The sequence below is a fragment of the Acidovorax sp. Root568 genome (genome assembly GCF_001427445.1).
Lineage (GTDB): Bacteria > Pseudomonadota > Gammaproteobacteria > Burkholderiales > Burkholderiaceae_C > Acidovorax > Acidovorax delafieldii.
In genome coordinates this window covers 70,092-96,891 of record NZ_LMGP01000005.1, presented here as the reverse complement: position 1 = coordinate 96,891, position 26,800 = coordinate 70,092, and the positions used below count along the sequence as shown (strand labels likewise).

Sequence of the window (26,800 nt, the reverse complement as noted above, 5' to 3'; positions counted from 1 at the left end):
CTTTTTCTTTCAGGCGCACGGCCTCTTCAACGGCGATTTCGTCAAAGGGGTTCATGCTCATCTTCACGTTGGCGATGTCCACACCCGTGTTGTCCGACTTCACTCGGACCTTCACGTTGTAGTCCACCACGCGCTTGACAGGGACCAAGACCTTCATTGCTGCGGCTCCTAGAGAGTTGGTTGAATTGACGTTTACGTAAACTAGAACATTCTATGTCGCACTGCAGCGAAAGCGCTACGGAGCCACCACACAGACTGCACAATCACAAAAAAGAACGATCGTGCTTTTTGTGAATTATAGGCGAGTGAACCCGGACAGTGTCTAGAGTTTGCTGTCGCCTGCGCTACCGGGCACCCGCCGGGGTATCACCCTGCAACCTGATCAGCCCGCCGAAGCCGGTGCTGGCGCGGGCGCCCCGCCCGGCGACATCGCTGCAGGGACTGCGCCATCGACCTGCACATGCATGACCCGCTGGGGGTAAGGGATTTCGATCTGGTGGGCCCGCAGCGCACTCAGGATGGCCCGGTTGATGTCCGAGCGCAGTCCCAGGGATCCGTTTTCAGGGTCTGCAATCCAGAAGCCCACGGTGAACTCCAGCCCATCGGCCCCGAAGGCCGACAGCGAGGCGCTGGGGGCGGGGTCGCGCAGCACGCGCGGGCTGGCCAGGGCGGCATCGGTGAGCAACTGGGCCACCTGGTCCACATCGCTCTCATAGGCCACGCTGACCACGGTGGACATCCACACGCGCGGGTCTGACAGCGACAGGTTTTCCACCCGCTGGGTGATCAAGAGTTCGTTGGGCACGATGGATTCGCGCCCCGAGGGCGAGCGGATGACGGTGTAGCGGGCATTGATTTGCGTGATGCGCCCCTCGAACGTATCGAGCTTGACGTTGTCGCCGATGCGCATGCTGCGCTCGGCCAGGATCACAAAACCGCTCACATAGTTGGCCGCCAGCTTCTGCAGGCCAAAGCCAATGCCCACGCCGACCGCACCGCCCAGCACCGACAGCGCAGTCAGGTCGATGCCCACCGACGACAAGGCCACCAGCAAACCCACAAACACCAGCAGCGCCCGCACCGCATTGCTCACCGCCTTGCGCAGCGACAGCTCGGCACCCGTGGCCGAGCGCAGCAGCCGCGACTCGATGGCCGCCGAGATCCACAGGGCAATCAGCAGCACTGCCGCTGCGGTGACCGCCCCTTCGATGATGGTGCGCACCGACAGCGTCGCCCCGCCCACTTTCCAGTGGATCTGGTCCAGCTCGTCCAGCACCAGTGGCAGCAGCCCGGTGACCCACAGCACCATGCCCAGCCACGCCATCCAGGAGATGGAGCGCTCGATGGGCCGCACCCAGGCAGCGTCCGGGTAGGCCACCTGCAGCACCTTCACGCCAATGCGAATGACCACCAGCGCCACCAGCACCGGGATCGCAATCTTGAAAGCCGCCAACGCCACCCAATGGTGCAGCAGGGTGCGCGCGATGTAGGCCAGACTCAGCAGCACCAGCGGAAACAGCGCGCCATCCACGATGCGCACACCAAACAGGATGGAGCGCGGGTCGCCCCGGCGCAGGCCGCGCTGCAGCAGCGCCACCAGCCCCCAGGCCAGGCCCACGCAGACTGCCAAAACAGCCAGCTCCACCAGCACCGTGGGGCTGAGAAAGGCCTGCACCCACAGGCCCACGTCGTCGAGCATCGGCTTGTCCATCGTGCGGTGCCTCAACGCTTCCAGGCGGGCTGGCGTTTTTCGGCAAACGCACGGGCGCCCTCCTGAGCGGCCGAGTCCATCATGTTGGTGGCCATGGTCTGGCCTGCCAGCTGGTAGGCGGCATCAATGCCCAGCTCGCGCTGCTGGTACACCAGCGCCTTGCCCATGGCCACGGCCACACGGGGCTTTTGCAGGATGGATTGCACCAGTTGATCGACCTCGGCATCCAGCGCATCGGCGGGCACCACCCGGTTCACCAGCCCTTGCGCGAGTGCAGTGGGCGCATCCATGAAGTCGCCGGTGAGCAACATTTCCATCGCCCGCTTGGCGGGCACATTGCGCACGAGCGGCACGCTCGGCGTGGCACAAAACAGGCCGTAGTGGATGCCACTGGTGGCAAAACTCGCGCTGTCGGCCGCCACGGCCAGGTCACACTGCGCCACCAGCTGGCAGCCTGCGGCCGTCGCCATGCCCTGCACCCTGGCGATCACGGGTACTGGCAGCTTGTGGATGGTCAGCATCATGCGGCTGCATTGCGCAAACAGCTTTTGGTAGTACGCCAGGTCCGGGTTCGCCGCCATGTCCTTGAGGTTGTGCCCGGCACAGAAGGCCTTGCCTGCTGCGGCCAGCACGACCACGCGCACAGCCTCATCGCGGCCCGCATCGTCCAGCGCCTGTTGCAGCGCAGACAGCATCTCTGCACCCAGCGCATTGAAGCGTGCAGGGTCGTTCAAAGTGAGGGTGATCACACCGCGCGTATCACGGGTGATCAGCAGCAGCTCGTCAGAATTTGGAATCGTCATGTTGTTTCTCCTGTGCACAGCAATGCGAGGGGCGTTTGAAACAGGCGCGCATGAGGCCAGTGCCACCGTGGAGCTGGCTCCGCCAGGCCACGGGTGGCGCCCCCCTCAGGGGGAAGACGCCGCAGGCGGCTCAGGGGGAGTCAAAGATCAGCCAGGACCCGCAGATGCGCCTCCACGCTGCGCGCCAGCGGCCCCATCACGTAGCCACCCTCCAGGCACGACACGATGCGGCCCTTCGAGTAGCGCCGGGCCACGTCCTTCACGCGCTGGGTGATCCAGGTGTAGTCCTGCTCGGTCAGGCCCAGCTGGCCCATGTCGTCCTCGCGGTGGCCGTCAAAGCCCGCGCTCACAAAAATCATCTCCGGCTTGAAGGCCTCCAGCCGGGGCATCCACATCATCTCGATGATCTCGCGGATGTCCATGCCGCGTGTGTACGCGGGCACTGGCACGTTGACCATGTTGGGGGCGGGATCGTGGTCGCCGCTGTAGGGGTAGAACGGATGCTGGAAGATGCTCACCATCAGCGCCCGCGGGTCATTGGCCAGGATGTCCTCCGTGCCATTGCCGTGGTGCACGTCAAAGTCCACCACCGCCACGCGCTGCAGGTTGTACCGCTGCAGCGCATATTTCACCGCCACCGCCACGTTGTTGAAAAAGCAAAAGCCCATCGCTTTGTCGCGGCAGGCATGGTGCCCCGGGGGGCGCACGGAGCAGAACGCGTTTTCGACCTCGCCCGCCATCACCGCGTCGGTGGCTGCCAGCGCAGCACCTGCAGCACGCAGCGACGCCTTCCAGGTGTGGGCGTTGATGGAGGTGTCGGTGTCAATCTGCGCATAGCTGGGGCCGCCGGCCATCAGCTCTTCGTTGAGCCGGTCAGACATCCCGCGCAAGGCGGCGATGTGCATGCGGCCATGGGCCAGTTCGATGTCGGCCAGCGAGGCTTCCGGGGCTTCGTAGCGCTCCAGCGCATCTCCCACGCCAGTGACCAGCAAACGGTCTTCAATCGCATCCAGCCGCTCGGGGCATTCGGGGTGGCCCGGGCCCATCTCGTGCTTCCAACAATCCCGATGGGTGAAATAGCCCGTCTTGCTCACAGTCTTGTCCCCGCGTCTCGCATTTTTTGCCGTTTTTCGGATAACGTCGTGCCATGAATGCACAGCACAAGATCAAATCGCTTCTGGATCAGCTTAACACGGTGATCGTGGGCAAAAAGGCCCAGGTTCAGGACTGCGTGGCCTGCCTGCTGGCGGGGGGGCATCTGCTCATTGAAGACGTGCCGGGTGTGGGCAAGACCACACTGGCGCACGCGTTGTCCCACACCTTTGGGCTGCAGTTTTCACGCGTCCAGTTCACTGCCGACCTCATGCCCAGCGACCTGACCGGCGTGTCGGTGTACGAACGTGGCAAGGAAGCCTTTGTGTTCCATCCCGGCCCGGTGTTTGCCCAGGTGCTGCTGGCCGACGAAATCAACCGCGCCAGCCCCAAGACGCAAAGCGCCCTGCTGGAAGCCATGGAAGAAAAGCAGGTGTCGGTCGAGGGTGAAACCCGCGCCCTGCCCCACCCCTTCTTCGTGATCGCCACCCAGAACCCACACGACCAGCTGGGCACCTTTGCGCTGCCCGAGTCACAACTTGACCGCTTCTTGATGCGCATCTCCATCGGCTACCCCGACCGCGCCGCCGAGCGCCTGCTGCTGTCGGGCGCCGACCGGCGCGACATGGTGAGCAGCCTGCTGCCCCTGCTGTCCGCCGACGAACTGGCCGAGCTGCAGCGCCAGGTGCAGGCCGTGCACACCGCAGACCCCCTGCTCAACTACGTGCAGGACCTGATTGCCGCCACCCGCTCGGGCCGCTGGTTCTTGCAGGGCCTGTCGCCCCGCGCGGGCATTGCCATGCTGCGCGCCGCCAAGGCCCAGGCGCTGATCAGCGGGCGCGACTATGTGGCGCCGGACGATGTCCAGGCCGTGCTGCCGCAAACCATTGCCCACCGCCTGGTGCCCGTGGGCGACGCCGGGCGCGGCGCGGTCGAGCAGGTGCGCGCCATGGTCGATGCCGTGCCGCTGCCCTGATCAATGGAATCCGCCGCCCACCCTTCCCTCACGACGACCACGGGCTGGCGCGGCCTGGCCGCGCGGCTCAGCCCCGTGGCGCGCCTTCGCAGGCGCTTCCAGCGCTGGTGGCAGGCACGCCTGCCGCTGTCCGACACGCTGCAGCTCACCCAGCGCAATGTCTACATCCTGCCCACCAGCTCGGGCTGGATGCTAGCGCTCACGCTCGTGGTGCTGCTGGTGGCCTCCATCAACTACCAGCTCAACCTGGGCTACCTGCTGACCTTTTTGCTGGCTGGCAGCGCGGTGGTGGGCATGCACATCTGCCACGCCAACCTGCGCGGGCTGACGCTGCACCTGAAGGCACCCGAGCCACATTTTCTGGGCACCAGCACGGCGTTTGAGATCCAGCTGTCCAGTGATCGCAAGTCGCCGCGTTATGGCATTGCCCTGGCCGTGCACGGCACCGGCAAGGCCGAACACCACTGGGCCTGGACCGACGTGCCCGCCCAGGGCCAGGCCAGCGTGCAGGTGGCCTTCCAGCCCGGGCGCCGGGGGCTGCACCGCGTGCCCACACTGACGGCCGAAACGCGGTTTCCGCTGGGCACCTTCCGCGTGTGGACCTATTGGCGCCCTGCTGCCGAGGTGCTGGTGTACCCCGCGCCCGAGGTGCCGCCACAACCCCTGCCGCCGGGCGAGCCCCGCGCAGGGGGCACGGGCAACGCGCCGTCGCAGGGCATTGGCGAATTCGACGGCGTGCGGGCCTACCGGCGGGGCGACCCGCTCAAACTGGTGGTCTGGAAGAAAGCGGCGAAGTCGCTGGCCACCGGCACCGATGACCTGGTGAGCCGCGATGCGCAACAGGCCCAGCGGCATGAGCTGTGGCTGGACCTGGCCCACGCCGCCTTGCCCAACCATGAGGCACGCGTGTCGCGCCTGACGGCCTGGGTGCTGCAAGCCGACCGCCTGGGCCTGGACTATGGCCTGCGCCTGCCCGGCACCGAGATCGCGCCCGACACTGGGGCCGCCCACCGCCGCCGCTGCCTGGAGGCGTTGGCCCTGTGTTGACCTGCCACTGCCCACTCCTGCCGAATTTGGCCCCTATCGGCTCCAAGCGCATATTCTTATTGCCCGAATAGCTATCAAATAAATAGCATCATGAAATCCATCCTCCCCCGTTCCACCGCTCAGTCATGACCCTGCGTCAGACGCTCAACGCACTGCCGCGCGACGCGCGCGACACGCTGTTCCTGCTCGTCGTGATTGCGTGGGTCATCGCGCCGCAGGTCAACGTGTTGCCGGTATGGGCGAGCCTGCTGGCGGCCGGACTGATGCTGTGGCGCGGCTGGCTGGCCTTCAAGGGCCGCCCGCTGCCGACGCGCTGGGTGCTGGCCGTTCCGCTGGTGATCGCGGTGGCGGGCACGCTGTACACCCACCGCACCATCCTGGGCCGCGATGCCGGGGTGACGCTGATCGTGATGCTGCTGGCGCTCAAGATGCTGGAACTGCGCGCGCGGCGCGACGCGCTGGTGGTCTTCTTCCTGGGCTTCTTCACGATGCTCAGCAACTTCTTCTTCTCGCAGTCGCTTTTCACGGCCGCGGCCATGCTGGTGGCGCTACTGGGGCTGCTCACGGCCCTGGTCAACGCCCACATGCCTGTGGGGCGGCCACCGCTGTCGCAGGCACTGCGCACCGCAGGCACCATGGCGCTGCTGGGCGCGCCCATCATGGCGGCGCTGTTCATGCTGTTCCCGCGCATGGCACCCCTGTGGGGCATGCCCAGCGACACCATGAGCGGGCGCAGCGGCCTGTCGGGTGTGATGAAGGTGGGCAACATTGCCGAGCTGGCGCTGGACGACACGGTGGCCATGCGCGTGCGGTTTGACACCCCTGACGGCGCCGCGCCACCGCAGAGCGACCTGTACTTCCGCGGCCCGGTGTTCGGCACCTTCGACGGTGTCGAATGGCACCCGGTGTCGCCCCGCCCCGGCGATTATTCGCAGGCACGTGCCAGCACCGTCGCCAACCTGCGCGTGCAAGGCCAGCCTGTGCGCTACGAAGTGACGCTGGAGCCCCACCAGCGCCCCTGGCTGCTGCTGCTGGACGCTGCGGTGGACAAGCCCGCCGTGGCCGGCATGGACACGTTCATGACGCAGGACCTGCAGTGGCTGACCACCCGCGCAGTGACCGATGTGGTGCGCTACAAGGCCGAAAGCTACCCACAGTTTGCCCATGGCCCCAGCGCCCCCAACGCCGCCCTGCGCACCTATACCGAGCTGCCCACCGGCTTCAATCCCCGCACGCTGGCGCTGGCCCAGCAACTGCGCAACGACCCCCAGCTCAACCCCAACCCCGCGCAAGACAACGCCGAGGCCCTCGTCAATGCCGCCCTGAACCGCCTGCGCACCGGCGGATATGTGTACACGCTGGAGCCCGGCGTGTACGGCCAGCACACGGCCGACGAGTTCTGGTTTGACCGCAAGGAAGGGTTTTGTGAACACATCTCCTCGGCCTTTGTGGTGCTGATGCGAGCGCTCGACATCCCGGCCCGCATCGTCACCGGTTACCAGGGCGGCGACCGCAACCCCGTGGACAAGCTCTGGACCGTGCGCCAGAGCGACGCCCATGCCTGGGCCGAAGTCTGGCTCTCCGGCCGGGGCTGGGTGCGGGTGGACCCCACGGGCGCCGTGTCGCCCGGCCGCACGGGTGCCTTTCAGCGGCTGCGCGCGCCCCAAGGGGCGTTTGCCACCGCCATGGGCACGGTCATCAGCCCGGGCCTGGCGCAAAACCTGCGCGCCGTGTGGGAGGCCGTCAACAACAGCTGGAACCAGTGGGTGCTCAACTACACGCAAAGCCGCCAGCTGGACCTGCTCAAGTCCCTGGGCTTTGAGTCGCCCAGCTGGCAGGACCTGACCATGGTGCTAGGCATCCTGATTGTCGTGGCGGCCCTTGGGGGCATGGGCTGGAGCCTGTGGGAGCGCAGCCAGCACGACCCCTGGCTGCGCCTGCTGGCCCGCGCCCGCCAGCGCCTGGCCCGTGCAGGCATGGTGTTGCCCGACACCCTGCCGCCTCGGGCTATGGCCGAGCGGGTGCAGGCACAATTCGGCGCACCCGCTGCGGCGGTGGCCGACTGGCTGCTACGGCTGGAACGCGTGCGCTACGCCCCCCACCCCGAGGCCGCCCTGGGCGATTTGCGGCGGGAGTTTCGGAGCATCGCCTGGCCGAAACAGTGAATCATCCCCTGAGCGGCTGCGCCGCTTCCCCCCAGGCGGACGATGCCCTCGCTGCAGGGCGGCCCTTGCTTGGCATCCCTGGTCTTGGAGCGCGCCGGTATCAGACGCTGCAGGGAGCCACAACATGACGAACCATTGACATGAAGAAGACAGCACCATGGACCACGGCAGCTATATTTTTGATAGCTGCCTGTGCATTACCCGCTAGCGCAAAGCCCGAAAATCAACCCAAACCGGCGGCCCAGAAGGCACATGCCAAAGCCGGCCAGGCCCACCAGGGGCGGGCCAGTGCCAAGGCCCCGGTGCTCTACGCATCGCGCCCTGAGGCCATGGACTTTGCCGACGACCTGGCCACACGGCGGGATCTGGACCGCGAGTGGGTGCGCCAGGCCATCGGGCAGGCGCATTTCCTGCCCCAGGTGTCCAAGCTCATGCTGCCGCCCGCCAAGGGCACGGCCAAGAACTGGCGCGTGTACCGCAGTCGCTTCATCGACCCCATCCGCATCCGTGCAGGCGTGCGGTTCTGGCAGGAGAACCAGGCCACGCTGGAGCGTGCCGAGCGCGAGTTTGGTGTGCCCGCCGAGATCATCGTGGGCATCATTGGCGTGGAGACCATTTATGGCCAGCAGATGGGCACCTTCCGTGTGATGGACGCGCTGGCCACCCTGGCGTTCGACTTTCCCTCCGCCCACCCGCGCGCCAAGGAGCGCACCGAATTCTTCCGCCGCGAGCTGGAGCAGTTCCTGAGCCTCACCAACCGCAGCAACACCGACCCCTTCGAACCGCGCGGCAGCTACGCCGGGGCCATGGGCCTGGGCCAGTTCATGCCATCGAGCTGGGTGCGCTATGCGGTGGACTTTGATGGCGACGGCCGCGTGGACCTGTTCAAGAGCCCGGCCGACGCCATTGGCTCGGTGGCCAACTACTTCCGGGGCCACGGCTGGACGCCCGGCATGCCCACGCACTTTGGGGTGCAGTTCGACAATGCGCGCCTGCAGCTGGACGACCTTCTCGCCCCCGACATCCTGCCCACCTTCAGTGCCGCCAGCATGTTGGCCAAGGGCGCTGTGCTGGATGCCCAGGGCGTGCAGCACACGGGCCCACTGGCGCTGGTGGAACTGCAAAACGGCAACGATGCGCCCAGCTACGTGGCAGGCACCGAAAACTTCTACGCCATCACGCGCTACAACTGGTCGAGCTACTACGCCATGGCCGTCATCAAGCTGGGGCGCGAGGTGGCTGCGGCGCGCTGACCGCTGCCCCACCGCTGCGAGCCACTCGCCGAACGGCGCAACCCGGGGGGTTCTGCGGGCTCGGAGCCCCCGCCCAGCACACTTGTGCAAGTCAGTCCACAATGCCCGGCTTTGACCGCTTGCACAGCGGCCCGGCCACGGCGGCGCGCCCTGACCCTCCAAGAGAACCTTCCCAATGCCTGCATCACCTTCTCCAGCACCCGACACGGACGCCATCGTCCGTGTACGCGGCCTGAGCAAAACCTACGCCGGCGGCTTTCAGGCACTCAAGAACATCGACCTGGACATACGGCGCGGCGAGATCTTTGCCCTGCTGGGGCCCAACGGCGCGGGCAAGACCACGCTGATCAGCGTGATTTGTGGCATGAGCAATGCCACGGCGGGGTCCGTCACGGCCGATGGGCACGACACGGTGCGCGACTACCGCGCAGCCCGCGCTGCCATTGGCCTAGTGCCCCAGGAGCTGCACACCGACTCGTTCGAGACCGTGTGGGCCACGGTGAACTTCAGCCGGGGCCTGTTTGGCAAGGCCCCCAACCCCGCGTACATCGAGAAAATCCTCAAGGACCTGTCGCTGTGGGACAAGAAGGACAACAAGATCCTCGCGCTGTCTGGCGGCATGAAACGCCGCGTGCTGATCGCCAAGGCGCTGTCGCACGAGCCCAAGATTTTGTTCCTGGACGAGCCCAGCGCCGGCGTGGATGTGGAGCTGCGCCACGACATGTGGCGCCTGGTGCGGGAACTGCGTGACGCGGGCACCACCATCATCCTGACCACCCACTACCTGGAAGAAGCCGAGGACATGGCCGACCGCATCGGCGTGATCCGCAAGGGCGAGTTGATCGTGGTGGAAGACAAGGCCGTGCTGATGCGCAAGCTGGGCAAGAAAGCGCTGGCCATCACGCTGCAGCAGCCCATGGCGCAAGTGCCCGCACCGCTCGCCCGCTGGCCTCTGGCCCTGAGCCAGGGCGGCACCGTCCTGACGTACACGTTCGACACGCAGCAGGAAGACACCGGCATCGCCGCCCTGCTGCGCGCCCTGACCGAGCACGGCATCGACTTCAAGGACCTGCACTCCAGCGAAAGCTCGCTCGAAGACATCTTCGTCAGCCTGGTGCACCAGGACAAGGTCCCAACCCCTTCGCCCCAGAAAGCGATCCCAGCATGACCGGTGTGAACCTGCATGGCGTGCGCGCCATCTACCGCTTCGAAATGAACCGCGCCTTCCGCACGTGGATGCAGAGCCTCATTGCGCCCGTGCTTACCACCGCGCTGTACTTCATCGTCTTCGGCTCCGCCATCGGCTCGCGCATGGGCGACATCGGCGGGGTGAGCTATGGCGCCTACATCATCCCCGGCCTGCTCATGCTGTCGCTGCTCTCCGAGAGCATCTCCAACTCGGCCTTTGGCATCTACATGCCCAAATGGTCGGGCACCATCTACGAGCTGCTGAGCGCGCCGGTCAACTGGGTGGAGGTGCTGCTGGGCTACGTGGGCGCGGCAGCCAGCAAGTCGCTGCTGGTGTCGGTGCTCATCCTGTCCACCGCCCGGGTGTTCGTTCCGTACGAGGTGGCGCACCCCGTCTGGATGGTGGGCTTTCTGGTGCTTACCGCCGTCACGTTCTGCCTGTTCGGCTTCCTCATTGGCCTGTGGGCGGACAGCTTTCAAAAGCTGCAGGTCATCCCGCTGCTGGTGATCACGCCGCTCACCTTTCTGGGCGGGGCGTTTTACAGCATCAGCATGCTGCCACCGTTCTGGCAGACCGTCTCGTTGTTCAACCCGGTGGTCTATCTCATCAGCGGGCTGCGGTGGGCGTTCTATGGCCATGCCGACGTGCACATCGCGGTGAGCACCAGCATGACCTTGGTGTTCATGGCCCTGTGCCTCGCCGTGGTGCGGTGGGTGTTCAAGACGGGCCACCGCATCCGGCGCTGAGCGCGATCACCCCGGGCGCCCCGGCCTCCCGCGGCGAATCCACGTTTCAGTAGCGCTGCATCTGGCAGCTGTGCGGCTGCTGCGCCTTGGCCGCTGCGATCTGCCGCACCACGCGGAAGCCGTAGCCCGAGCCTTCCACATCGAACTTCACGCCGGGGGCGCCTTTCTTGTCCATCACGCCCACCGCCAGGGCCTGCTGGAACTGGTGGTCGGCCGCACGCATGGTGCCGCCCTGGCCGGCCAGTTGCACGTTGGCCGACTCCATCTGGCGCGCGACGGCCACCACGTCGGTGCTGCCTGCACGCTCGATCGACTGGGCGAGGGCCTCCACCATCAGCTGCATGCGCATGTGCACGTAGTCGTCCTGCGGCTTGGGAAAGCGCGTGCGGAAGGATTGGTAGAACGCCTCGCTCTGCGCGCCCGGCACATTGGGCAGCCAGTCGGCCACGGCCACCACCTTGCCGATGCCTGCGTCGCCAATCGCGGCGGGAGCGCCCAGCGCGTTGCCGTAGAAGGTGTAGAAGCTGCCCTCGTAGCCCACGTCCCGCGCGGCCTTGACCAGCAGCGTGAGGTCGTTGCCCCAGTTGCCGGTGACCACGGCCTGCGCGCCGCTGGTCTTGATCTTGACGGCATAGGGCGCAAAGTCCTTCACGCGGCCGATGGGGTGCAGCTCTTCGCCCACCACGGCCACATCGGGGCGCTGGGCGGCCAGCTGCTTCTTGGCCTCGCGCAGCACGGCCTGGCCAAAACTGTAGTCCTGGCCGATGAGGTAGACGCTCTTCAAGGCCTTGTCCTCGCGCATCACCTCCATCAGCGCGGCCATGCGCATGTCGGCATGGGCATCAAAACGGAAGTGCCAGAAGCTGCACTTCTCGTTGGTGAGGATGGGGTCCACCGCCGAGTAGTTGAGGAACAGCACGCGCTTGTTTGGCTCGCGCTCGTTGTGCTTGTTGATGGCCTCGATCAGCACGGCGGCCGTGGACGACGAATTGCCCTGCAGGATGACCTGCGCACCATCGTCAATCGCGGCGCGCAGGGCAGACAGGGCTTCTTCGTTCTGGCCTTTGCTGTCGTAGCGCTCCAGCACCAGAGGGCGGGGGCCGCCGCTGCTGGCAGGCAGCTGCACGCCGCCGCGTGCGTTCACGCGCTCCATGGCCCAGTAGATGTTGCGGTACACAGCCTCGCCCGTGTTGGCAAACGGGCCCGACAGGCTTTCGATGAGCGCCAGCTTGACCGGCCTGGCCTGGGCCACGCCTGCCGAGGGCGGGGTCTGCGCTTGCGCGGCAGGCGCCAAGGCCACGGCGCCTGCAAGGGCCACTGCGGCTGCCCAAACGGTGTGACGTAATGCCGCAGCGCCTGATTTCAAGCCCACAGATTGCAATTTATTCATGGCATTTTTCCCTTGAAATGCGGCGTGGCCGCACACACCTCTCTGCCATGCGGCGACCACGTCGAGAGCCGCGCAGTGTATAGGAGTTACCCATGATCTTCGCCCCCGTGATCCGCCGCGCCGCTTATGCCCAAGCCCCCCGTTCCGCCGACCTGGCGCTGCAACGTTTTCTGATGGGCGCGCTGGCACACCCTGCCGCAGCACCCGCTGCGGGCTGCACCGTGACGCAGGACGAAAAGGCCACCACCTTGCAGCTGGACGTACCCGGCCTGGCCCGCGAACAGCTCTCGATCAGCATTGAAGGCCAGGTGGTGCAGGTGCAAAGCGTGGAAGGCGCACCGCGCAAGGTGCAGCGCGCGTGGGAGCTGCCCACCGAGATTGACGCCAGCGCCAGCACCGCCAAGCTGGAAAACGGCGTGCTGACCCTGACACTGGTCCGCCTGGAGCCCGTGAGCAAGGCCACCACGCTGACCATTCACTGAGACCGGCCGCTCCCAAGGCGATGGCGCATGACGGCCATTGCTATATTTTCAATAGCAATCAAGGCATGATGCACTAGCGCTTCATGCCTTTTTTGCTTGTTTTTTTCCAGGGCACCCGGTCAGGCGCCATTCGGCAGCCAGCCCACGGCCCTGCTCACTCGTGCCGTAGCGCATCGATGGGGTCCATGCGCGCCGCGCGCCGCGCCGGGAAGTAGCCAAACACCACACCGATCCCGGCCGAAAACACAAACGACAGCAGGTTCACGCCGGGGTTGAACAGGTAGGGCACGCCCATCAGCCCCGACAGTGCGAGCGACGCGCCCGTGGCCAGCACGATGCCGATGAGCCCGCCCAAGGCGGCCAGCACCACGGCCTCGATCAGAAACTGCAGCAGCACCTCGCGCTCCAGCGCGCCGATGGCCAGGCGCAGGCCGATCTCGCGTGTGCGCTCGGTCACGCTCACCAGCATGATGTTCATGATGCCGATGCCGCCCACCAGCAGGCTCACGGCGGCCACGGCGCCCAGCAGCGTGGTCAGCACCTTGGTGGTGCCCGAGAGCGTGTCGGCCAGCTGCTTGGTGTCGAGCACATTGAAGTTGTCTTCGTCCGAGTCCGATAGCTTGCGCAGCTCGCGCAGCAGTTGGGTGAGGCTCGTCTTCACCCGCTCGGGGTCGCTGCCGTCCTTCATGGACACCAGCAGCGTGTTCACCCGTGTGTTGCCCGTCACGCGGCGCTGCAGCGTGCGCAGCGGCACCAGCACGGTGTCGTCCTGGTCGTTGCCAAACGCACCCTGCCCTTTGGACGCCAGCACGCCCACCACCTCGCACGAAAACGCCTTCACGCGCAGCTGGCCGCCCACGGCATCGGCCGTGCCAAACAGCTCGCGTCGCACGGTCTCACCGATCAGGCAGACGGCGGCACCCGCGCGCAATTCCGCGTCGGTGAAGACGCGGCCAGTGCGCACCGTCCAGTTGCCGGTCTCCAGCCAGGCGTTGGTGCTGCCGATCACGCTGGTCGTCCAGTTGCGCCCGCCCACCACGGCGGTGGCGGCGGCGCGCGCCTCGGGCGCCACGGCCAGGATGCCGCCGATCTGCTGCGCGATCACGTCGGCATCGGTGTCCTTGAAGGCCGGGGCGCCCGTACCGCCGCCAGGCCCCATGCGTTGGCCGGGGCGCACCTGCAGCAGGTTGGTGCCCAGGCCCGAGATCTGGTTCTGGATGGCCAGCGTGGCGCCATTGCCCAGCGTGACCATGGTGATCACCGCGCTCACGCCGATCACGATGCCCAGGATGGTGAGGAACGAGCGCATGAGATTGCGCCGGATGGAGCGCAGCGCCAGCAGCAGGGTGTTGAGCAACATCAGTGGCCTCCCGCATCCGAACCGGCCACCGCCGGCTGGGCCGATGCCGCATCAGCGTCCAGGCCCTTGGGGTGTGGGTTGGCCGCATCGCTGTCCACCACGCCATCGACAAACCGCACGATGCGCCGCGCGTACTGCGCCATGTCGGGCTCGTGCGTGACCATCAGCACGGTGATGCCGTGGTCGGCGTTCAGGCGCCACAGCAGTTCCATGATCTCGACACTGCGCTGGGTGTCGAGGTTGCCGGTGGGCTCGTCGGCCAGCAGCACATCGGGCTCGGTGACGATCGCGCGCGCAATGGCCACGCGCTGCTGCTGCCCGCCCGACAGCTCGGCGGGCGTGTGGTGTTCCCAGCCTTTGAGGCCCACGGCCTCCAGCGCACGCGCGGCCGCCGCATGGCGCGCGGTGGCGGACTCGCCCCGGTACAGCAGGGGCAGCTCCACGTTCTCTTGCGCCGAGGTGCGCGCCAGCAGGTTGAAGCCCTGGAACACAAAGCCAAAGTAGCGCCGCCGCAGCCGCGCCCGCTCGTCGCGCGAGAGCGACTCCACATGCACGCCCTTGAACAGGTATTCGCCCGTGGTGGGCCGGTCCAGGCAGCCCAGCGTGTTCATGGCCGTGGACTTGCCCGAGCCGCTGGGGCCCATGATGGCCACAAAGTCGCCCTGCGCAATGTCCAAGTCCACGCCCTTGAGCGCCTGAAAGGCCAGCGCCCCTTCGCCATAGACCTTGGTCACGCCACGCAGGCGGATGATGGGGGTGTCGCCCGCCACGCTCATGGCTTGGCCCCTGCCGCGCGCTGGTCGGTGATCACGGCCATGCCGGGCGTGAGGCCCTCGCCCGTGACCTCGGTATGGCGGCCATCGCTGATGCCCACCTGCACATCAATGGGCTTGGCGGCACCGTCCTGCAGCACCCACACCTGCCGCGTCTTGCCCGCGCCATCGCCCGCCTCGCCCCCCGCACCCGGTTTGCGTGGGCCCGAGCCAGACCGCGGCATGCGCGGCATGAGCTGCGACATGATGCCGCCACCACTGCCGCTGCCCGACGCGCCGGGCTTGGCGCCACCCGCCCCGGGTTTCGCATCGGCCCCTGCGGCCTGCGCGGGCGTGAAGCGCAGCGCCGTGTTGGGCACCCGCAGCACATCCTTGCGCTCGGTGGACGTAATGGTGGCCGCCGCCGTCATGCCGGGGCGCAGGCTCATGTCACCGTTGTTCACTTCCAGCCAGGTGATGTAGGTGACCACGTTGTCCGTCTTGGTGGAGCCAAACGACACCCGCGTGACCTGGGCCGGGTAGCGGCGAGAGGGATAGGCACTGACCGTGAAGCTCGCGTCCTGACCCACCTTGACCGAACCCACATCGGCTTCGTCCACACTCACATCCAGCCGCAGCCGCGTGAGGTCTTCGGCCACGGTGAACAGCGTCACTGCTTGCAGCGAAGCGGCCACGGCGTTGCCAGGCTCCACCGTGCGCGTCAGCACCACACCGTCGATGGGCGAGCGGATGGAGGCCTTGGACAGGTTGGTTTCGTCGGTGGACAGCGCGGCGCGTGCGTCCTCGACCGTGGCGCGGGCGCTGGTTTCGTCAGCGCGGGCGCGGTCCAGTGTGGCGCGGCCTGCGTCCAGCTCGGAGGCCGAGGGCACCTTGCCGCCGGACAGGCGGGCCACTTCTTCGAGCCGGCCAAAGTTGGCAATGGCCTCCTTGGTGGTGGCCACAGCCTGGGCCAGGCGGGCCTGCGCCGACGCCAGCGAGGCACGCGAGCGCAGCACCTGCGATTCAAGCTTGGCGGTATCCAACTCCACCAGCAGCTGCCCTTTCTTGACCTTGTCGTTCACATCCACCAGCACATTGCGCACCGTGCCTGACAACTCGCTGCCAATGGTGACCGAGCGCGTGGGCTGCAGCGTGCCATTGGCCGACACGGTGAGTATGAGATTGCCCCGGCGCAGCTCTTCGGTGACATAGGTGGGTGCAGCGCTGGCGCTCTGGCGCGATTGCCAGGCGTACAAGCCACCGCCCACCACCACGAGCGCTGCCACCCCCAGCCAAACGGTAGTGCGCTGCCACCAACGGCGCGGACGGTCGGCACCCAGGAGTGCTTCGAGGCTGGACGGGGGAGAGGAAGGTTTATCAGTCATAAGATCAAATCAGTTACTCATAGCGCATGAAACTGGCGCGGCCAAAGTGCAGGCAGCAAGCCAAGGTCCGCCCCGCAGTGAGGGCTGCGTCCCCCAGCCCGCATTGCGCAGCAATGCGAGAGCGGGGGGAAGGCGCGCAGCGACTCAGGGGGGGCTTCATGTCTTCCAGCCGCCGCCCAGCGCCTTGTAGAGGCGCACATGGTCTGCTGCGACCGCAGCGGTGGTGGTGGCCACGCTCTCTTGCGTGGACAGCAGCGTGCGTTGCGTCTCCAGCACCGCCTGAAAGTCAATCAATCCGCTGCTATAGCGCTGCTGCGCCAGCAGCGCAGCGTTGCGGGCGGCGTCTGCGGCGGCCGTCAGTCGCTCCAGCTTTTCCCTGTCGCCACGCAAGGCCACCAGCGCGTTCTCCACATCCTGCAGTGCCGTGAGCACGGTGGCTTCGTAGGCCACACGGGCCTGCTCCAGCGCTGCAGACTGCACGCGCACCTGGGCGCGGGCGGCGCCCCCATCCAGCAGCGGGATGGACACGCTGCCCAGCAAGGCACTGGTCACCGCACCGCCGCCCGACAGCGCGCCCAGCGTGAGGGCGCGAAGGCCCAGCGAGCCACCGAGGGAGAAGCTGGGGTAGCGCGCCGCATCGGCCTGCGACACGCGCGCCAGGGCGGCTGCAATGCGCTGCTCGGCCGCACGCACATCGGGGCGCTGGCGCAGCGTCTCGGCCGGGATTGCCAGCGCCAGTTCTGCGGTGGGCTGCGGCACGGGCGCACCGGTGGCCATGGTTGCGTCGAGCGCGCCGGGCACCTGGCCTGTCAGCACGGCCAGGCTGTAGCGCGACTGAGCCAAGCTGGCTTCTAGGCTGGGAATCTGCGCGGCGGTCTGCTCGGCCGCTGCACGGGCCTGCTCGGTGACGAGCGAGGTGGTGAGCCCGGCCTGCAGGCGCCACTGGGTGATCTGCAAGGTCTCCTGCTGGCTGGCCAGGTTGCTGCGCGCAATGGCCAGGCGCTGCTGCAGCCCGCGCAGCTCGATGTAGTTAACGGCCACCTCGGCGGCCAGCGACACCTGCACGTCGGCCAGGCTGGCCTCTGCCGCGCGGGCATCGGCCTCGCTGGCGCTCACGCCGCTGCGCAGGCGGCCAAACACATCGGGCTCCCAGCTCGCATCAAAACCGGCCTGGAAGGTGTTTCCCGTGCTGTTGCCGGCCCGGCTGCGCTGCGCCGAAGCCGATGCGCCCACGCTGGGCAGCAGGCCGGCCGATTGCACATCCACCTGCGCACGCGCCTGCTGCAGCGCGGCCTGGGCGGTGCGCACGCTGGTGTTGGCGCGCAAGGCTTGCTCGACCAGCGAGGTGAGCACAGCATCGTCAAACCGCTGCCACCACTGGGCCAGGGATGTAGCCGTAGCCCCTCGCGCTGTGCCGTTGCCCCCCGCAGACCAGGCCGGGGAAACGGCCACTGCGGGCAATGCGCCATCCGTGGGTGCCAGGCTGGCACACCCCGCGGTGGCCAGCACGCAAAACAACAAGGCCGTTTGCCTCCACGGCACAGCACGCAAAGGTCGCGCTGCGCGGGCAGTGGGTGTGCCGGGAGAGGCCAGTGGGAGAAAACGCATGGGCAGTGGCTACGCAGGGGAAAACCCCATTGTGAGCAGCGATTGCGCCCACAAGGTACCCACTGGGTCAAGCCCGGGTAAAGAATTGATGCAAGGCAAAGGTCACGCCACTGCATGCCAATGCATGCACATGCGCATGCGTAGAGCGGGTGAGCGTGTTTTACCGCGCAGACGGCCCCACACGCAAGGGGCCGGGGTGCCGCTCAGTGCGCGAGCCGCGATTCGTCCCGCAACAGCACCACCGGCGCCAACGCGCCGGCCCGGTATTCGCTGGGGCTGCACCCCACATGCGAGCGGAACGCGCGGCTGAAATGCGCGCTGTTGCTGAAGCCCCAGGACAGTGCAATGTCGGTGACCGAGCGCTGCGCATGCGCCGGGTGTCGCAGGTCGCGCAGACAGGCCTCCAGACGGCGGCGCTGGATCATGGCGGCCAGGGTTTCCTCGTCATCAGCCACCGCGTTGTACAGGTGCCGTTTGCTGCAGTTGAGCGCCTGGGCCATGCGGTCGATGGTGAGGTCGGGGTCGCCCAGGTGCCGGTCGATGTATTGGCTGATGCGGTCGCGCAGGGCCTCGCGCTGCGACAGCAGGCTCTGCTGCCCGTTGCGCTCCAGCAGCGACAGCTGCACCAGGTGCGTGATCACATCGGCCACGCCGTCGGCGGCGGCGTCGGACATGGTGGGCAGCTCGGCAAACGCAGCGCGCATGGTGTCCCATGCCAGCCGCGACACGCCACTGGTGCCCGAGAACCGCTGCACCATCAGGTCATCGAGCTTGAGCTTGCGCTCGGGCAGTTGTTCCTTGGGGATCATCAGCACCATCTGGCGCACGGCCTCGGGGTTGCTCACGGCATAGGCGCGTGTGGTGTCGTACACGCTCCACTCACCCGGCGACAACCATACCTGGCGACCGTTCTGCTCGAAGCATGCGCGCCCTTCGAGCTGGGCCACCACCTTGATGTAGGCCCGGTCGCTGCCCCGGATGAGGCTGGGGGTGCGCACCACGCGGTGGCGGCTCACGTCCAGCTGGCACAGGTTCACATAGCCCGCCTGGCCCGAGGTGATGTGGCCTGCAAAGGCATCGTCACCAAACGCGTCGGACTCCAGCCCGCCAATCAGGCGCCACACCGCATCGCCCCACAGGTGCAGGCGGTCGCGCGCAGGCACGGCGTCGGTGGATACCTCGGTCAGGGGATGGGCCATGGTGTCTCCAGTGCGGGTTGCGCAAGCCTGATGGTTATGCGGCTGAATTATCGGACGCCCCGTTACCCCGTGCCACCGAGGGAAATCCGGGTAAACCCGCTGCCGCCTGCACGCAGAGGCAAGCGTTTTGTGCACGCTGAGCGCAGCGCGTATGAACGCGTCTGCCTACGATTCCCGGCACGGCGTGCACCACGCAGGCCCCATCCGAGGAGACACACAATGACAGCACACCAACCCTCCAAGCGCCAGTGGATCAAGGGCGCCGCCGCTACGGTCGGCACCCTGGCCGTGGCACCCCAGCTGTGGGCCCAGGGCAGCAGCGCGGCACCCGTGCGCATCGGCTACGCCATCGCCCGCACCGGCCCCTGGGCGGCCGGTGCCCAGGTGAGCCAGGAGCCCAACTACCTGCTGTGGGCTGAACAGGTGAACGCGGCGGGCGGCCTGAGCGTGAAGGGTACCAAGCGCCCCATCGAACTCATAGGCTACGACGACCGCAGCGAAACCGAGACCTGCGTGCGCACCTACGAAAAGCTCATGGGCAGCGACAAGGTGGACCTGATCCTGCCGCCCTGGGGTTCGGGCGCCAACTTCGCCATTGCACCGCTGGCCAACCGCTTCGGCTATCCGCTGCTGGCACCCACGGCGCTGTCGCGCAAGCTGATCGACATGAACCTGCCCTATTTCTTCTCGCTGCTGCAGCAGCCCGACAAGATGATGGGTGCGCTGGTGGACATGCTGGTGGCCAACAACGTCAAGACCATTGCCATCGTCTACATGGACGACCTGTTTGGCCTGGAGAACTTCGCCGCGCTGAATAACGCGCTCAAGAAGACCAGCATCCAGGTGCTGGAGCGTAAGAGCTACCCGCTGGGCGTGAAGGACCTGGCGCCCGTGCTGCGTGGCATCAAGGACCAGAACCCCGACGCCTTCATCGGCATCACCTACCCGCCCGACACCATACTGGCCAGCCGCCAGGCGCGCGAGGTGGGGCTGAACCCCAAGTTCTTCTACGCATCGGTGGGCACGGCCTTCCAGCTGTACAAGAACGTGATGCAGGCCAACACCGAAGGCGTGATCGGCATGGGCTCGTGGAGCGTGAAGACCAGCCCAGAGGCCAAGGCCTACTTCGACGCGCACGTGAAGAAGTTCAACAAGGAGCCCGACCGCTGGGCCAGCGGCCACGCCTGGGCAGGCCTGCAGATCCTGCAGCAGGCCGTGGAAAAAGCGGGTCTGGACCGCAAGGCCCTGCGCGAGCACATCGCCAAGAACGAGTTCCAGACCATTCTGGGCGGCATCCGCTTCCAGGGCAGCGAGAACGCGTCCATCCCCGGCACGGTGAGCCAGTGGCAGGGAAACGACTTCGAAGTCGTGTGGCCCAAGGACCGAGCCACCGCGCAGTTGAACACCGCGAAACCAGCCTGGAAATAACAAAGTGTCTCTGACTTCCTGGGCCGAACTGGTCGCCAGTGGCCTCATTACCGGCGGCATCTATGCGCTGGTGGCCATGGGCCTGAACCTGCAGTACGGGCTGATGCGCATCATGAACATCTCGCATGGCGAGTTCCTGATGCTGGGCGCATTCCTCACCTGGTCCGCGCACACTCTGTGGGGCATCTCGCCGCTGCTGCTGATGCCGCTGGCTTTCATCGCATTGTTTGTTTTGGGTGTGGCGGTGCATGCGCTGTGCTTCAAGCGCCTGGCGGCGCGCGCGCCGAACGTGGACGTGTTCGAGGCGCGCAGCCTGATGGTGGGCTTTGGCCTGATGTTCCTGGTGCAGAACACCGCGCTCCTGATCTGGGGTGGTGACCTGCGTGGGTACGAATACCTGGCCGACCCGGTGCAGATTGCGGGCATGCGCTTCACTGAAAACAAGCTGGTGCTGTTCGGCGTGGCACTGGCGCTGTCGGCCGCGCTGATCGCGCTGCTCAAGCTCACGCTGCTGGGCAAGGCGGTGCGGGCGCTGATGCAGTCGCCCACGGGCGCGCAGCTGGTGGGCATCAACACGCGGCCCCTGCACCCCATGATGTTTGGCATTGGCCTGGGCCTGTCGGGCGTGGCGGGGGCGCTGCTGTCGATGACGTATGAGATTTCTCCGTCGATGGGTGAGCCCTATACCGTGACGGCGCTGATCGTGATCACGCTGGGCGGCTTTGGCAGCCTGGCGGGCAGTCTGGCCGGTGGCTTGCTGCTCGGCGTGGTCGAGGCGCTGGGCATGCACTTCAGCAGCCCGTCTCTCAAGATGCTGCTGAGCTATGCAGTGTTCATCGGCGTGCTCATCTGGCGCCCCAACGGACTGTTCTCAAAGAAATGAGACACCCCCTGAGCCGCTTCGCGTCTTCCCCCTCTCCTTCGGGAGGGGGACGCCACCCCTGGCCTGGCAAAGCCAGTTCCACGGTGGCACTGAGCTGGACCGCGCCAGATTTGATCGCCCATTACGGGGCTGAACACAAAAGATAACTTCATGAAAAATCCATCTTCCAGACCATGGCTCGCGCTGGCAGTGGGCACGGCCGTGGTCGGCACCCTGCCCTGGCTGGTGTCCGAGTTCGTGGCCTCGGTGCTGCTCAGCTGCCTGATGTACATCGCGCTGGCCACCAGCTGGTCGCTGTTCTGCGGCGCCACGCGCTACCTCTCGCTGGCCACATCGGCCTTCTTCGGCATCGGGGCCTATGCCAGCGCCACATTGCTGGAAGTGCTGCCCTGGCCACTGGTGATCGTGTCCGGTGCGTTGATTGCCTCCATCGTGGCGGTTGTGATGGGCGCCGCCGTGCTGCACCTGCGCGGCACCTACTTCGCGGTGCTGACCTTCGGCATGACCGAGCTGATCCGCCACGCAGTCACCTTTGTCGAAAAGCAGGTATCGGGCACCGTGGGCCGCGTGCTCACGGTGGTGCCCAGCAACGAGACCGTGTACCTCACCGTGCTGCTGATCGCGGCGGCGGCCATTGCCACCGCCATTGCCATCCAGCGCAGCCGCTTTGGCCTGGCACTCTCCGGCATTGGCGCCGACGAGCAGCGCGCGCAGACGCTTGGGGTGGACACGCGACTGGCCAAGATCGCAGGCTTTGGCATCACCGCCGCCTTTGCAGGCGCCGTGGGCGCTGCCATGGCCGTGCGCTGGACCTACATCGAGCCCGCAGCCGTGTTCAGCCCCTTCATCGGCTTCCAGACCGTGCTGATCGCGTTGATTGGCGGCGCGACCAGCATTGGCGGCCCCATCCTGGCGGCCATCGTGTTCAGTCTGCTGGCCGAAACGCTGCGCCTGCAGCTGCCCTACGGCTACATGATGGTGCTGGGCCTGCTGCTGATTCTGTGCGTGATGTACTTGCCCAATGGCCTGGCCACGCTGTGGCAACGGCGCAAGCCTGCTGCGGAGGCGCACCATGGCTGAAGCACTTTTGACCATTGACAGCGTGACCGTGCGCTTTGGCGGCCTGACTGCCGTGGATGGCGTGAGCGCCACGCTGCACACGGGCGAGCTGATCGGCATCATCGGCCCCAACGGTGCGGGCAAGACCACATTCTTCAACGCCATCTCGGGCGTGCAGCCGCCCACATCCGGCACGCTGGTGAGCGGCAATGACAACCTCACCGGCAAGGGCCCGCACCACTATGCGGCTCACGGCATTGCTCGCACCTTCCAGACGCCGCGCGTGTTCCCCGACATGACGGTACGCGACAACGTGCGCTTTGGCATGCAGTTCGCGGGCCGCCACCGCCAGGGGCCCCAGGGCCTGCGCAGCGAGGAGGAAATCCTCGCCATGCTGGGCCTGGCGCACCTGGCCGACCGCTCCGCCGCCGACGTGACGCCGTCGCAGCAGCGCCTGCTGGAGATCGGCATGGCCCTGGGCACACGCCCACGCCTGTTGTTGCTCGACGAGGTGGCTGCGGGCCTGACAGAAGCGGAGGTCGATGCCATGGCCCAGCGCATTCGCCGCCTGCGCGACGACTGGGGCCTGACCGTGGTGTGGATCGAGCACGCAGTGACCACCTTGCTCAAGTACGTGGAGCGCGTGCTGGTGCTGCACCAGGGCCGCAAGATTGCCGACGGCACACCCGCCGAGGTGGTGCGCGACCCGCAGGTGATCGAGGCCTATCTGGGTGACGAAATGACCCACAGCGCAGAACACGCGGAACAAGGAGCCACGGCATGACCGGCGCACACCTGCTAGTGCAGAACCTGACCACGGGCTACCACGGCTTTCAGGTGCTGCAAGACCTGGCACTGGAAGCCGCGCCCGGCATCACCGTCATCGTGGGCCCCAACGGCGCGGGCAAGACCACGCTGCTCAAGGCCCTGGCGGGCCTGCTGCCGCGCCAGGGCGCGGTGACGCTCGACGGCCAGGCCGTGCCTGCGATGAACGCCACGGCCTGCGTGCAACGCGGCCTGGCGTTGGTCGCCGAAGGTCGCCAGCTGTTTCCGCAAATGACGGTGACCGAGAACCTGGAGCTGGGCGGCTGGCTGGTGCCATCGCGCGTGCGCGCCGAGCGGTTGCACCAGGCGTTTGAAGACTTTCCCCGCCTCAAGGAACGCGCCCATCAACTGGCCGGCACCATGAGCGGCGGCGAGCAGCAGATGGTGGCCGTGGCCCGCGCCATGATGAGCGGCCCGCGCCTGTTGATGCTGGACGAGCCCTCGCTGGGCCTGGCGCCACGCATGGTCGATGAGCTGCTGGCAATCGTGCAGCGCATCGCCGCACAGGGCATCACCGTGCTCATGGTGGAGCAGAACGTGCGCAAGGCGTTGCAGATTGCGCAGCGCGGCTATGTGCTGGAGCGCGGGCGCATCGTGGCCTCGGGCGAGGCATCGACCCTGCTGCAGTCCGACGTGGTGCGCCAGGCCTACCTCGGCGTGGCCTGAAATCTATGGAGCACCCCCTGAGTCGCTTCGCGCCTTCCCCCTCTCCTTCGGGAGGGGAACGCCCCCAGCGCGGCGGGGCTGCCCTTGCGCGGGGGCACTGGCCTCGGCACCGCCGGTTTCGGGAGCCGTAGGTCATCGCGAAAACCGTGCGGCGCTATCGCCTCCCATCATTTCGATTGCTTCTATTTTCTTTTTTGCCATCCAGGAGATTTATTCCATGACTGCCATTGCCATGTTGATCAACGGCGAGCGCGTGCAAGCCACCGGCGGCGCCACGTTTGAGCGTCGCAACCCGCTGGACGGTTCGGTCGCCACCACGGCACCCGCTGCCAGCGTGGCCGACGCCAAGGCAGCTGCCGACGCAGCCGCAAAGGCCTTCCCGGCCTGGTCGGCCCTGGGCCCCAACGCGCGCCGCGCGCTGCTGCTCAAGGCAGCACATGCGCTGGAGGCCCGCACGGTCGACTTTGCGGTGGCCATGGCGGCCGAGACCGGCGCCTCGGGCATGTGGGCCGGTTTCAACGTGCACCTGGCTGCCGGCCTGCTGCAAGAAGCCGCCGCCCTGACCACGCAGATTGCCGGCGAAGTGATTCCGTCCGACGTGCCCGGCAGCCTGGCCATGGGCGTGCGCCAGGCGGCGGGCGTGGTGCTGGGCATTGCACCGTGGAACGCCCCCGTCATCCTGGGCGTGCGCGCCATCGCCACGCCGCTGGCGTGCGGCAACACGGTGATCCTGAAGGGGTCGGAGCTGTGCCCCGCCACACACGGCCTCATCATCGAAGCGCTGCAGGAAGCTGGTTTGCCTGCTGGCGTGGTGAACTTTGTAACCAACGCTCCGGCGGATGCAGGCGCTGTGGTCGAAGCCATCGTGGCCCATCCGGCAGTGCGCCGCGTCAACTTCACCGGCTCCACCAAGGTGGGCCGCATCATTGCGCAGACCTGCGCCAAGTACCTCAAGCCCGTGGTGCTGGAGCTGGGCGGCAAGGCCCCCCTGCTGGTGCTGGACGATGCGGACATCGATGCTGCAGTCGCAGGCACCGTGTTCGGCGCATTCGCCAACTCGGGCCAGATCTGCATGTCCACCGAACGCATCATTGTGGACAACGCGGTGGCAGACGCGTTCGTGGCCAAGCTGGGCGAGCGCGCCAAGGCTCTGCCCCTGGGCGACCCGCGCAAGGGCCCGGTGGTGCTGGGCTCGGTGGTGGACATGGCCACGGTGCACCGCTGCAACGCCCTCATCGACGACGCACTGTCCAAGGGCGCCAAGCTGGTCTGTGGCGGCAAGAGCGACAGTACCTTAATGCAGGCCACGGTGCTCGACCACGTGACAGCCGAGATGGACATCTACCGCGAAGAATCGTTCGGCCCCGTGAAGCCCGTGGTGCGCGTGAATGGTGTGGAAGAAGCCATCGCCTGCGCCAACGACAACGAGTTCGGTCTGTCATCCGCCGTGTTCAGCCGCGACGTGGCCAAGGCGTGGAACGTGGCGGCACGCATCGAGTCGGGCATCTGCCACGTCAACGGCCCCACGGTGCACGACGAAGGCCAGATGCCTTTTGGCGGCGTGAAGAGTTCGGGCTACGGCCGCTTTGGCGGCATGGCCGGTGTACGTGAATTCACCGAACTGCGCTGGATCACGGTGCAGACCGCGCCGCGCCACTATCCGTTCTGAATATCAAAAAAGATAGCACCTAGCGCATGATTTACCTGCGCTAGGTACCACTTTTCTTCAAAATCACACGGTGATGGCATCCAGCGGCCAGCGCGGCTTCACGTCAAAGGCGTAGTCGGTGTTGGCCTGCTGCTGCCCCGCCTGCAGCCGCATGGCCGCTGCCATGGCAATCATGGCGCCGTTGTCGGTGCACAGGTGCAGCTCAGGGTAGTGCACGCGCACCTTGGCCGCAGCGCAGGCCGCATTGAGTTGCGCACGCAGGTGCCGGTTGGCCCCTACGCCACCGGCGACCACCACACGTTTCAGGCCGGTCTGCTTGAGCGCGGCCAGCGTCTTCTTCACCAGCACTTCGACAATCGCGGCCTCGGTGCTCGCCGCCAGGTCGGCCTTGCGTGCTTCCAGCTCATCGCCCAGCTTCTTGGCCTGCGTGAGCACGGCCGTCTTGAGCCCGGCGAAAGAGAAATCAAGGTTGCCGCTGTGCAGCAGCGGGCGTGGCAGCTTGAAGGCCGTGGCATCGCCCTGCTCAGCCAAGCGCGACAGCGCAGGCCCACCGGGGTAGCCCAGGCCCATGAGTTTGGCGGACTTGTCGAACGCCTCGCCAGCCGCATCGTCAATGGTCTCGCCCAGGATCTCGTAGCGGCCCACGCCATCCACCCGCATCAGCTGCGTGTGGCCGCCCGAGACGAGCAGGGCCACAAAAGGGAACTCTGGCGGGTCGGCGCTGAGGAAGGGCGACAGCAGGTGCCCCTCCAGGTGGTGCACGCCCAGCACGGGCTTGTTGAGCGCTGCGCCCAGCGCGCAGGCAACGCCCGCCCCCACCAACAGCGCACCCGCCAGGCCCGGCCCGCGCGTGTAGGCCACCACGTCCACATCGGCCAGCGACTGGCCGGACTCGGTAAGCACCTGCGTGGCCAGCGGCAGCACGCGGCGGATGTGGTCACGGCTGGCCAGTTCGGGGACCACGCCGCCATAGGCCTGGTGCATCTCGATCTGGCTGTGCAGCGCGTGCGACAGCAGCGTAGGCACGGCATTGCCCGTGGAACGGACCAATGCCACGCCCGTCTCGTCGCACGAAGATTCAATACCCAGGATCAGCAAGCTCATGCCCCGAG

23 protein-coding genes and 1 pseudogene are annotated in these 26,800 nt (G+C 66.8%); 13 read left to right on the top strand and 11 right to left on the bottom strand.

Going from position 1 to position 26,800, the window contains the following annotated elements:
- The 4 genes and pseudogenes from ASD75_RS06090 to ASD75_RS06075 all read right to left on the bottom strand — a co-directional run.
- Window positions 1-157 (bottom strand): annotated as a pseudogene (locus ASD75_RS06090) (electron transfer flavoprotein subunit beta/FixA family protein); the annotation flags it as partial.
- A 225-nt stretch (window positions 158-382) separates the two neighbouring features.
- A complete protein-coding gene (locus ASD75_RS06085; RefSeq protein WP_056744029.1) occupies window positions 383-1,711 on the bottom strand; it encodes a mechanosensitive ion channel family protein in 1,329 nt (442 codons plus the stop codon).
- Window positions 1,712-1,722: 11 nt separating this feature from the next.
- Window positions 1,723-2,514: an enoyl-CoA hydratase gene (locus ASD75_RS06080; protein WP_056744027.1), complete on the bottom strand. Its 792-nt coding sequence runs from the start codon at window positions 2,512-2,514 to the stop codon at window positions 1,723-1,725.
- Window positions 2,515-2,654: 140 nt separating this feature from the next.
- Window positions 2,655-3,560 (bottom strand): histone deacetylase family protein, encoded by a 906-nt coding sequence (locus ASD75_RS06075; protein ID WP_056058384.1) that lies wholly within the window; start codon window positions 3,558-3,560, stop codon window positions 2,655-2,657.
- Between the two features lie 101 nt (window positions 3,561-3,661).
- On the opposite strand from ASD75_RS06075, the gene ASD75_RS06070 reads away from it, so the two are divergent.
- From ASD75_RS06070 to ASD75_RS06045, 6 genes are all read left to right on the top strand, one after another.
- Window positions 3,662-4,582, top strand: a complete 921-nt coding sequence (locus ASD75_RS06070; RefSeq protein WP_056058381.1) for a MoxR family ATPase — start codon at window positions 3,662-3,664, stop codon at window positions 4,580-4,582.
- A 3-nt stretch (window positions 4,583-4,585) separates the two neighbouring features.
- Window positions 4,586-5,629, top strand: coding sequence for a DUF58 domain-containing protein (locus ASD75_RS06065; RefSeq protein WP_056058379.1), 1,044 nt, complete (start codon window positions 4,586-4,588; stop codon window positions 5,627-5,629).
- 125 nt (window positions 5,630-5,754) lie between these two features.
- On the top strand, window positions 5,755-7,794 hold the full coding sequence (locus ASD75_RS06060) for a DUF3488 and transglutaminase-like domain-containing protein (protein ID WP_056744024.1): 2,040 nt from the start codon (window positions 5,755-5,757) through the stop codon (window positions 7,792-7,794).
- Between the two features lie 140 nt (window positions 7,795-7,934).
- Window positions 7,935-9,047 carry a lytic murein transglycosylase B gene (mltB, locus tag ASD75_RS06055; protein ID WP_056744021.1) on the top strand — a complete coding sequence of 371 codons (1,113 nt, stop codon included), beginning with the start codon at window positions 7,935-7,937 and terminating at the stop codon, window positions 9,045-9,047.
- A gap of 175 nt (window positions 9,048-9,222) precedes the next feature.
- Complete coding sequence (locus tag ASD75_RS06050) at window positions 9,223-10,215, top strand: ABC transporter ATP-binding protein (RefSeq protein ID WP_056058370.1); 993 nt, start codon at window positions 9,223-9,225, stop codon at window positions 10,213-10,215.
- 5 nt (window positions 10,216-10,220) lie between these two features.
- A complete protein-coding gene (locus ASD75_RS06045; RefSeq protein ID WP_056744038.1) occupies window positions 10,221-10,982 on the top strand; it encodes an ABC transporter permease in 762 nt (253 codons plus the stop codon).
- A gap of 46 nt (window positions 10,983-11,028) precedes the next feature.
- On the opposite strand, the gene ASD75_RS06040 is transcribed toward ASD75_RS06045, so the two are convergent.
- The gene (locus ASD75_RS06040; protein ID WP_082564911.1) at window positions 11,029-12,372 is read right to left on the bottom strand and encodes a branched-chain amino acid ABC transporter substrate-binding protein; all 1,344 of its coding nucleotides are present in this window, start codon (window positions 12,370-12,372) and stop codon (window positions 11,029-11,031) included.
- A 92-nt stretch (window positions 12,373-12,464) separates the two neighbouring features.
- On the opposite strand from ASD75_RS06040, the gene ASD75_RS06035 reads away from it, so the two are divergent.
- Complete coding sequence (locus tag ASD75_RS06035; protein ID WP_056744019.1) at window positions 12,465-12,854, top strand: Hsp20/alpha crystallin family protein; 390 nt, start codon at window positions 12,465-12,467, stop codon at window positions 12,852-12,854.
- A gap of 154 nt (window positions 12,855-13,008) precedes the next feature.
- Here the strand turns inward: ASD75_RS06035 and ASD75_RS06030 are convergent, their stop codons facing one another.
- From ASD75_RS06030 to ASD75_RS06010, 5 genes are all read right to left on the bottom strand, one after another.
- On the bottom strand, window positions 13,009-14,214 hold the full coding sequence (locus ASD75_RS06030) for an ABC transporter permease (RefSeq protein ID WP_056744017.1): 1,206 nt from the start codon (window positions 14,212-14,214) through the stop codon (window positions 13,009-13,011).
- Window positions 14,214-14,990, bottom strand: coding sequence for an ABC transporter ATP-binding protein (locus tag ASD75_RS06025; RefSeq protein ID WP_056744015.1), 777 nt, complete (start codon window positions 14,988-14,990; stop codon window positions 14,214-14,216). Before ASD75_RS06025 ends, ASD75_RS06030 begins: the two co-directional genes overlap by 1 nt.
- Window positions 14,987-16,351, bottom strand: coding sequence for an efflux RND transporter periplasmic adaptor subunit (locus ASD75_RS06020; protein WP_056744013.1), 1,365 nt, complete (start codon window positions 16,349-16,351; stop codon window positions 14,987-14,989). Before ASD75_RS06020 ends, ASD75_RS06025 begins: the two co-directional genes overlap by 4 nt.
- 156 nt (window positions 16,352-16,507) lie before the next feature.
- Window positions 16,508-17,959, bottom strand: a complete 1,452-nt coding sequence (locus tag ASD75_RS06015) for an efflux transporter outer membrane subunit (RefSeq protein ID WP_225581026.1) — start codon at window positions 17,957-17,959, stop codon at window positions 16,508-16,510.
- A gap of 203 nt (window positions 17,960-18,162) precedes the next feature.
- Window positions 18,163-19,158, bottom strand: coding sequence for a helix-turn-helix domain-containing protein (locus ASD75_RS06010; protein WP_056744009.1), 996 nt, complete (start codon window positions 19,156-19,158; stop codon window positions 18,163-18,165).
- Window positions 19,159-19,377: 219 nt separating this feature from the next.
- Between ASD75_RS06010 and ASD75_RS06005 the strand changes: the two genes are divergently transcribed.
- The 6 genes from ASD75_RS06005 to ASD75_RS05980 all read left to right on the top strand — a co-directional run bounded on the left by ASD75_RS06005 (window position 19,378) and on the right by ASD75_RS05980 (window position 25,688).
- Window positions 19,378-20,586 carry an amino acid ABC transporter substrate-binding protein gene (locus ASD75_RS06005; RefSeq protein ID WP_056744007.1) on the top strand — a complete coding sequence of 403 codons (1,209 nt, stop codon included), beginning with the start codon at window positions 19,378-19,380 and terminating at the stop codon, window positions 20,584-20,586.
- Between the two features lie 4 nt (window positions 20,587-20,590).
- Window positions 20,591-21,469: a branched-chain amino acid ABC transporter permease gene (locus tag ASD75_RS06000; RefSeq protein WP_056744006.1), complete on the top strand. Its 879-nt coding sequence runs from the start codon at window positions 20,591-20,593 to the stop codon at window positions 21,467-21,469.
- A 150-nt stretch (window positions 21,470-21,619) separates the two neighbouring features.
- Window positions 21,620-22,549, top strand: coding sequence for a branched-chain amino acid ABC transporter permease (locus tag ASD75_RS05995; protein WP_056744004.1), 930 nt, complete (start codon window positions 21,620-21,622; stop codon window positions 22,547-22,549).
- Complete coding sequence (locus ASD75_RS05990) at window positions 22,542-23,312, top strand: ABC transporter ATP-binding protein (protein WP_056744002.1); 771 nt, start codon at window positions 22,542-22,544, stop codon at window positions 23,310-23,312. The genes ASD75_RS05995 and ASD75_RS05990 overlap by 8 nt, the downstream gene beginning before the upstream one ends.
- Window positions 23,309-24,019 carry an ABC transporter ATP-binding protein gene (locus ASD75_RS05985; RefSeq protein WP_056744001.1) on the top strand — a complete coding sequence of 237 codons (711 nt, stop codon included), beginning with the start codon at window positions 23,309-23,311 and terminating at the stop codon, window positions 24,017-24,019. The genes ASD75_RS05990 and ASD75_RS05985 overlap by 4 nt, the downstream gene beginning before the upstream one ends.
- 217 nt (window positions 24,020-24,236) lie before the next feature.
- Window positions 24,237-25,688, top strand: coding sequence for an aldehyde dehydrogenase (locus tag ASD75_RS05980; RefSeq protein WP_056743999.1), 1,452 nt, complete (start codon window positions 24,237-24,239; stop codon window positions 25,686-25,688).
- Window positions 25,689-25,751: 63 nt separating this feature from the next.
- Here ASD75_RS05980 and tsaD read toward each other — a convergent pair whose 3' ends face one another.
- Window positions 25,752-26,792: a tRNA (adenosine(37)-N6)-threonylcarbamoyltransferase complex transferase subunit TsaD gene (gene tsaD / locus ASD75_RS05975; RefSeq protein ID WP_056743997.1), complete on the bottom strand. Its 1,041-nt coding sequence runs from the start codon at window positions 26,790-26,792 to the stop codon at window positions 25,752-25,754.
- Between the last annotated feature and the right edge of the window lie 8 nt (window positions 26,793-26,800).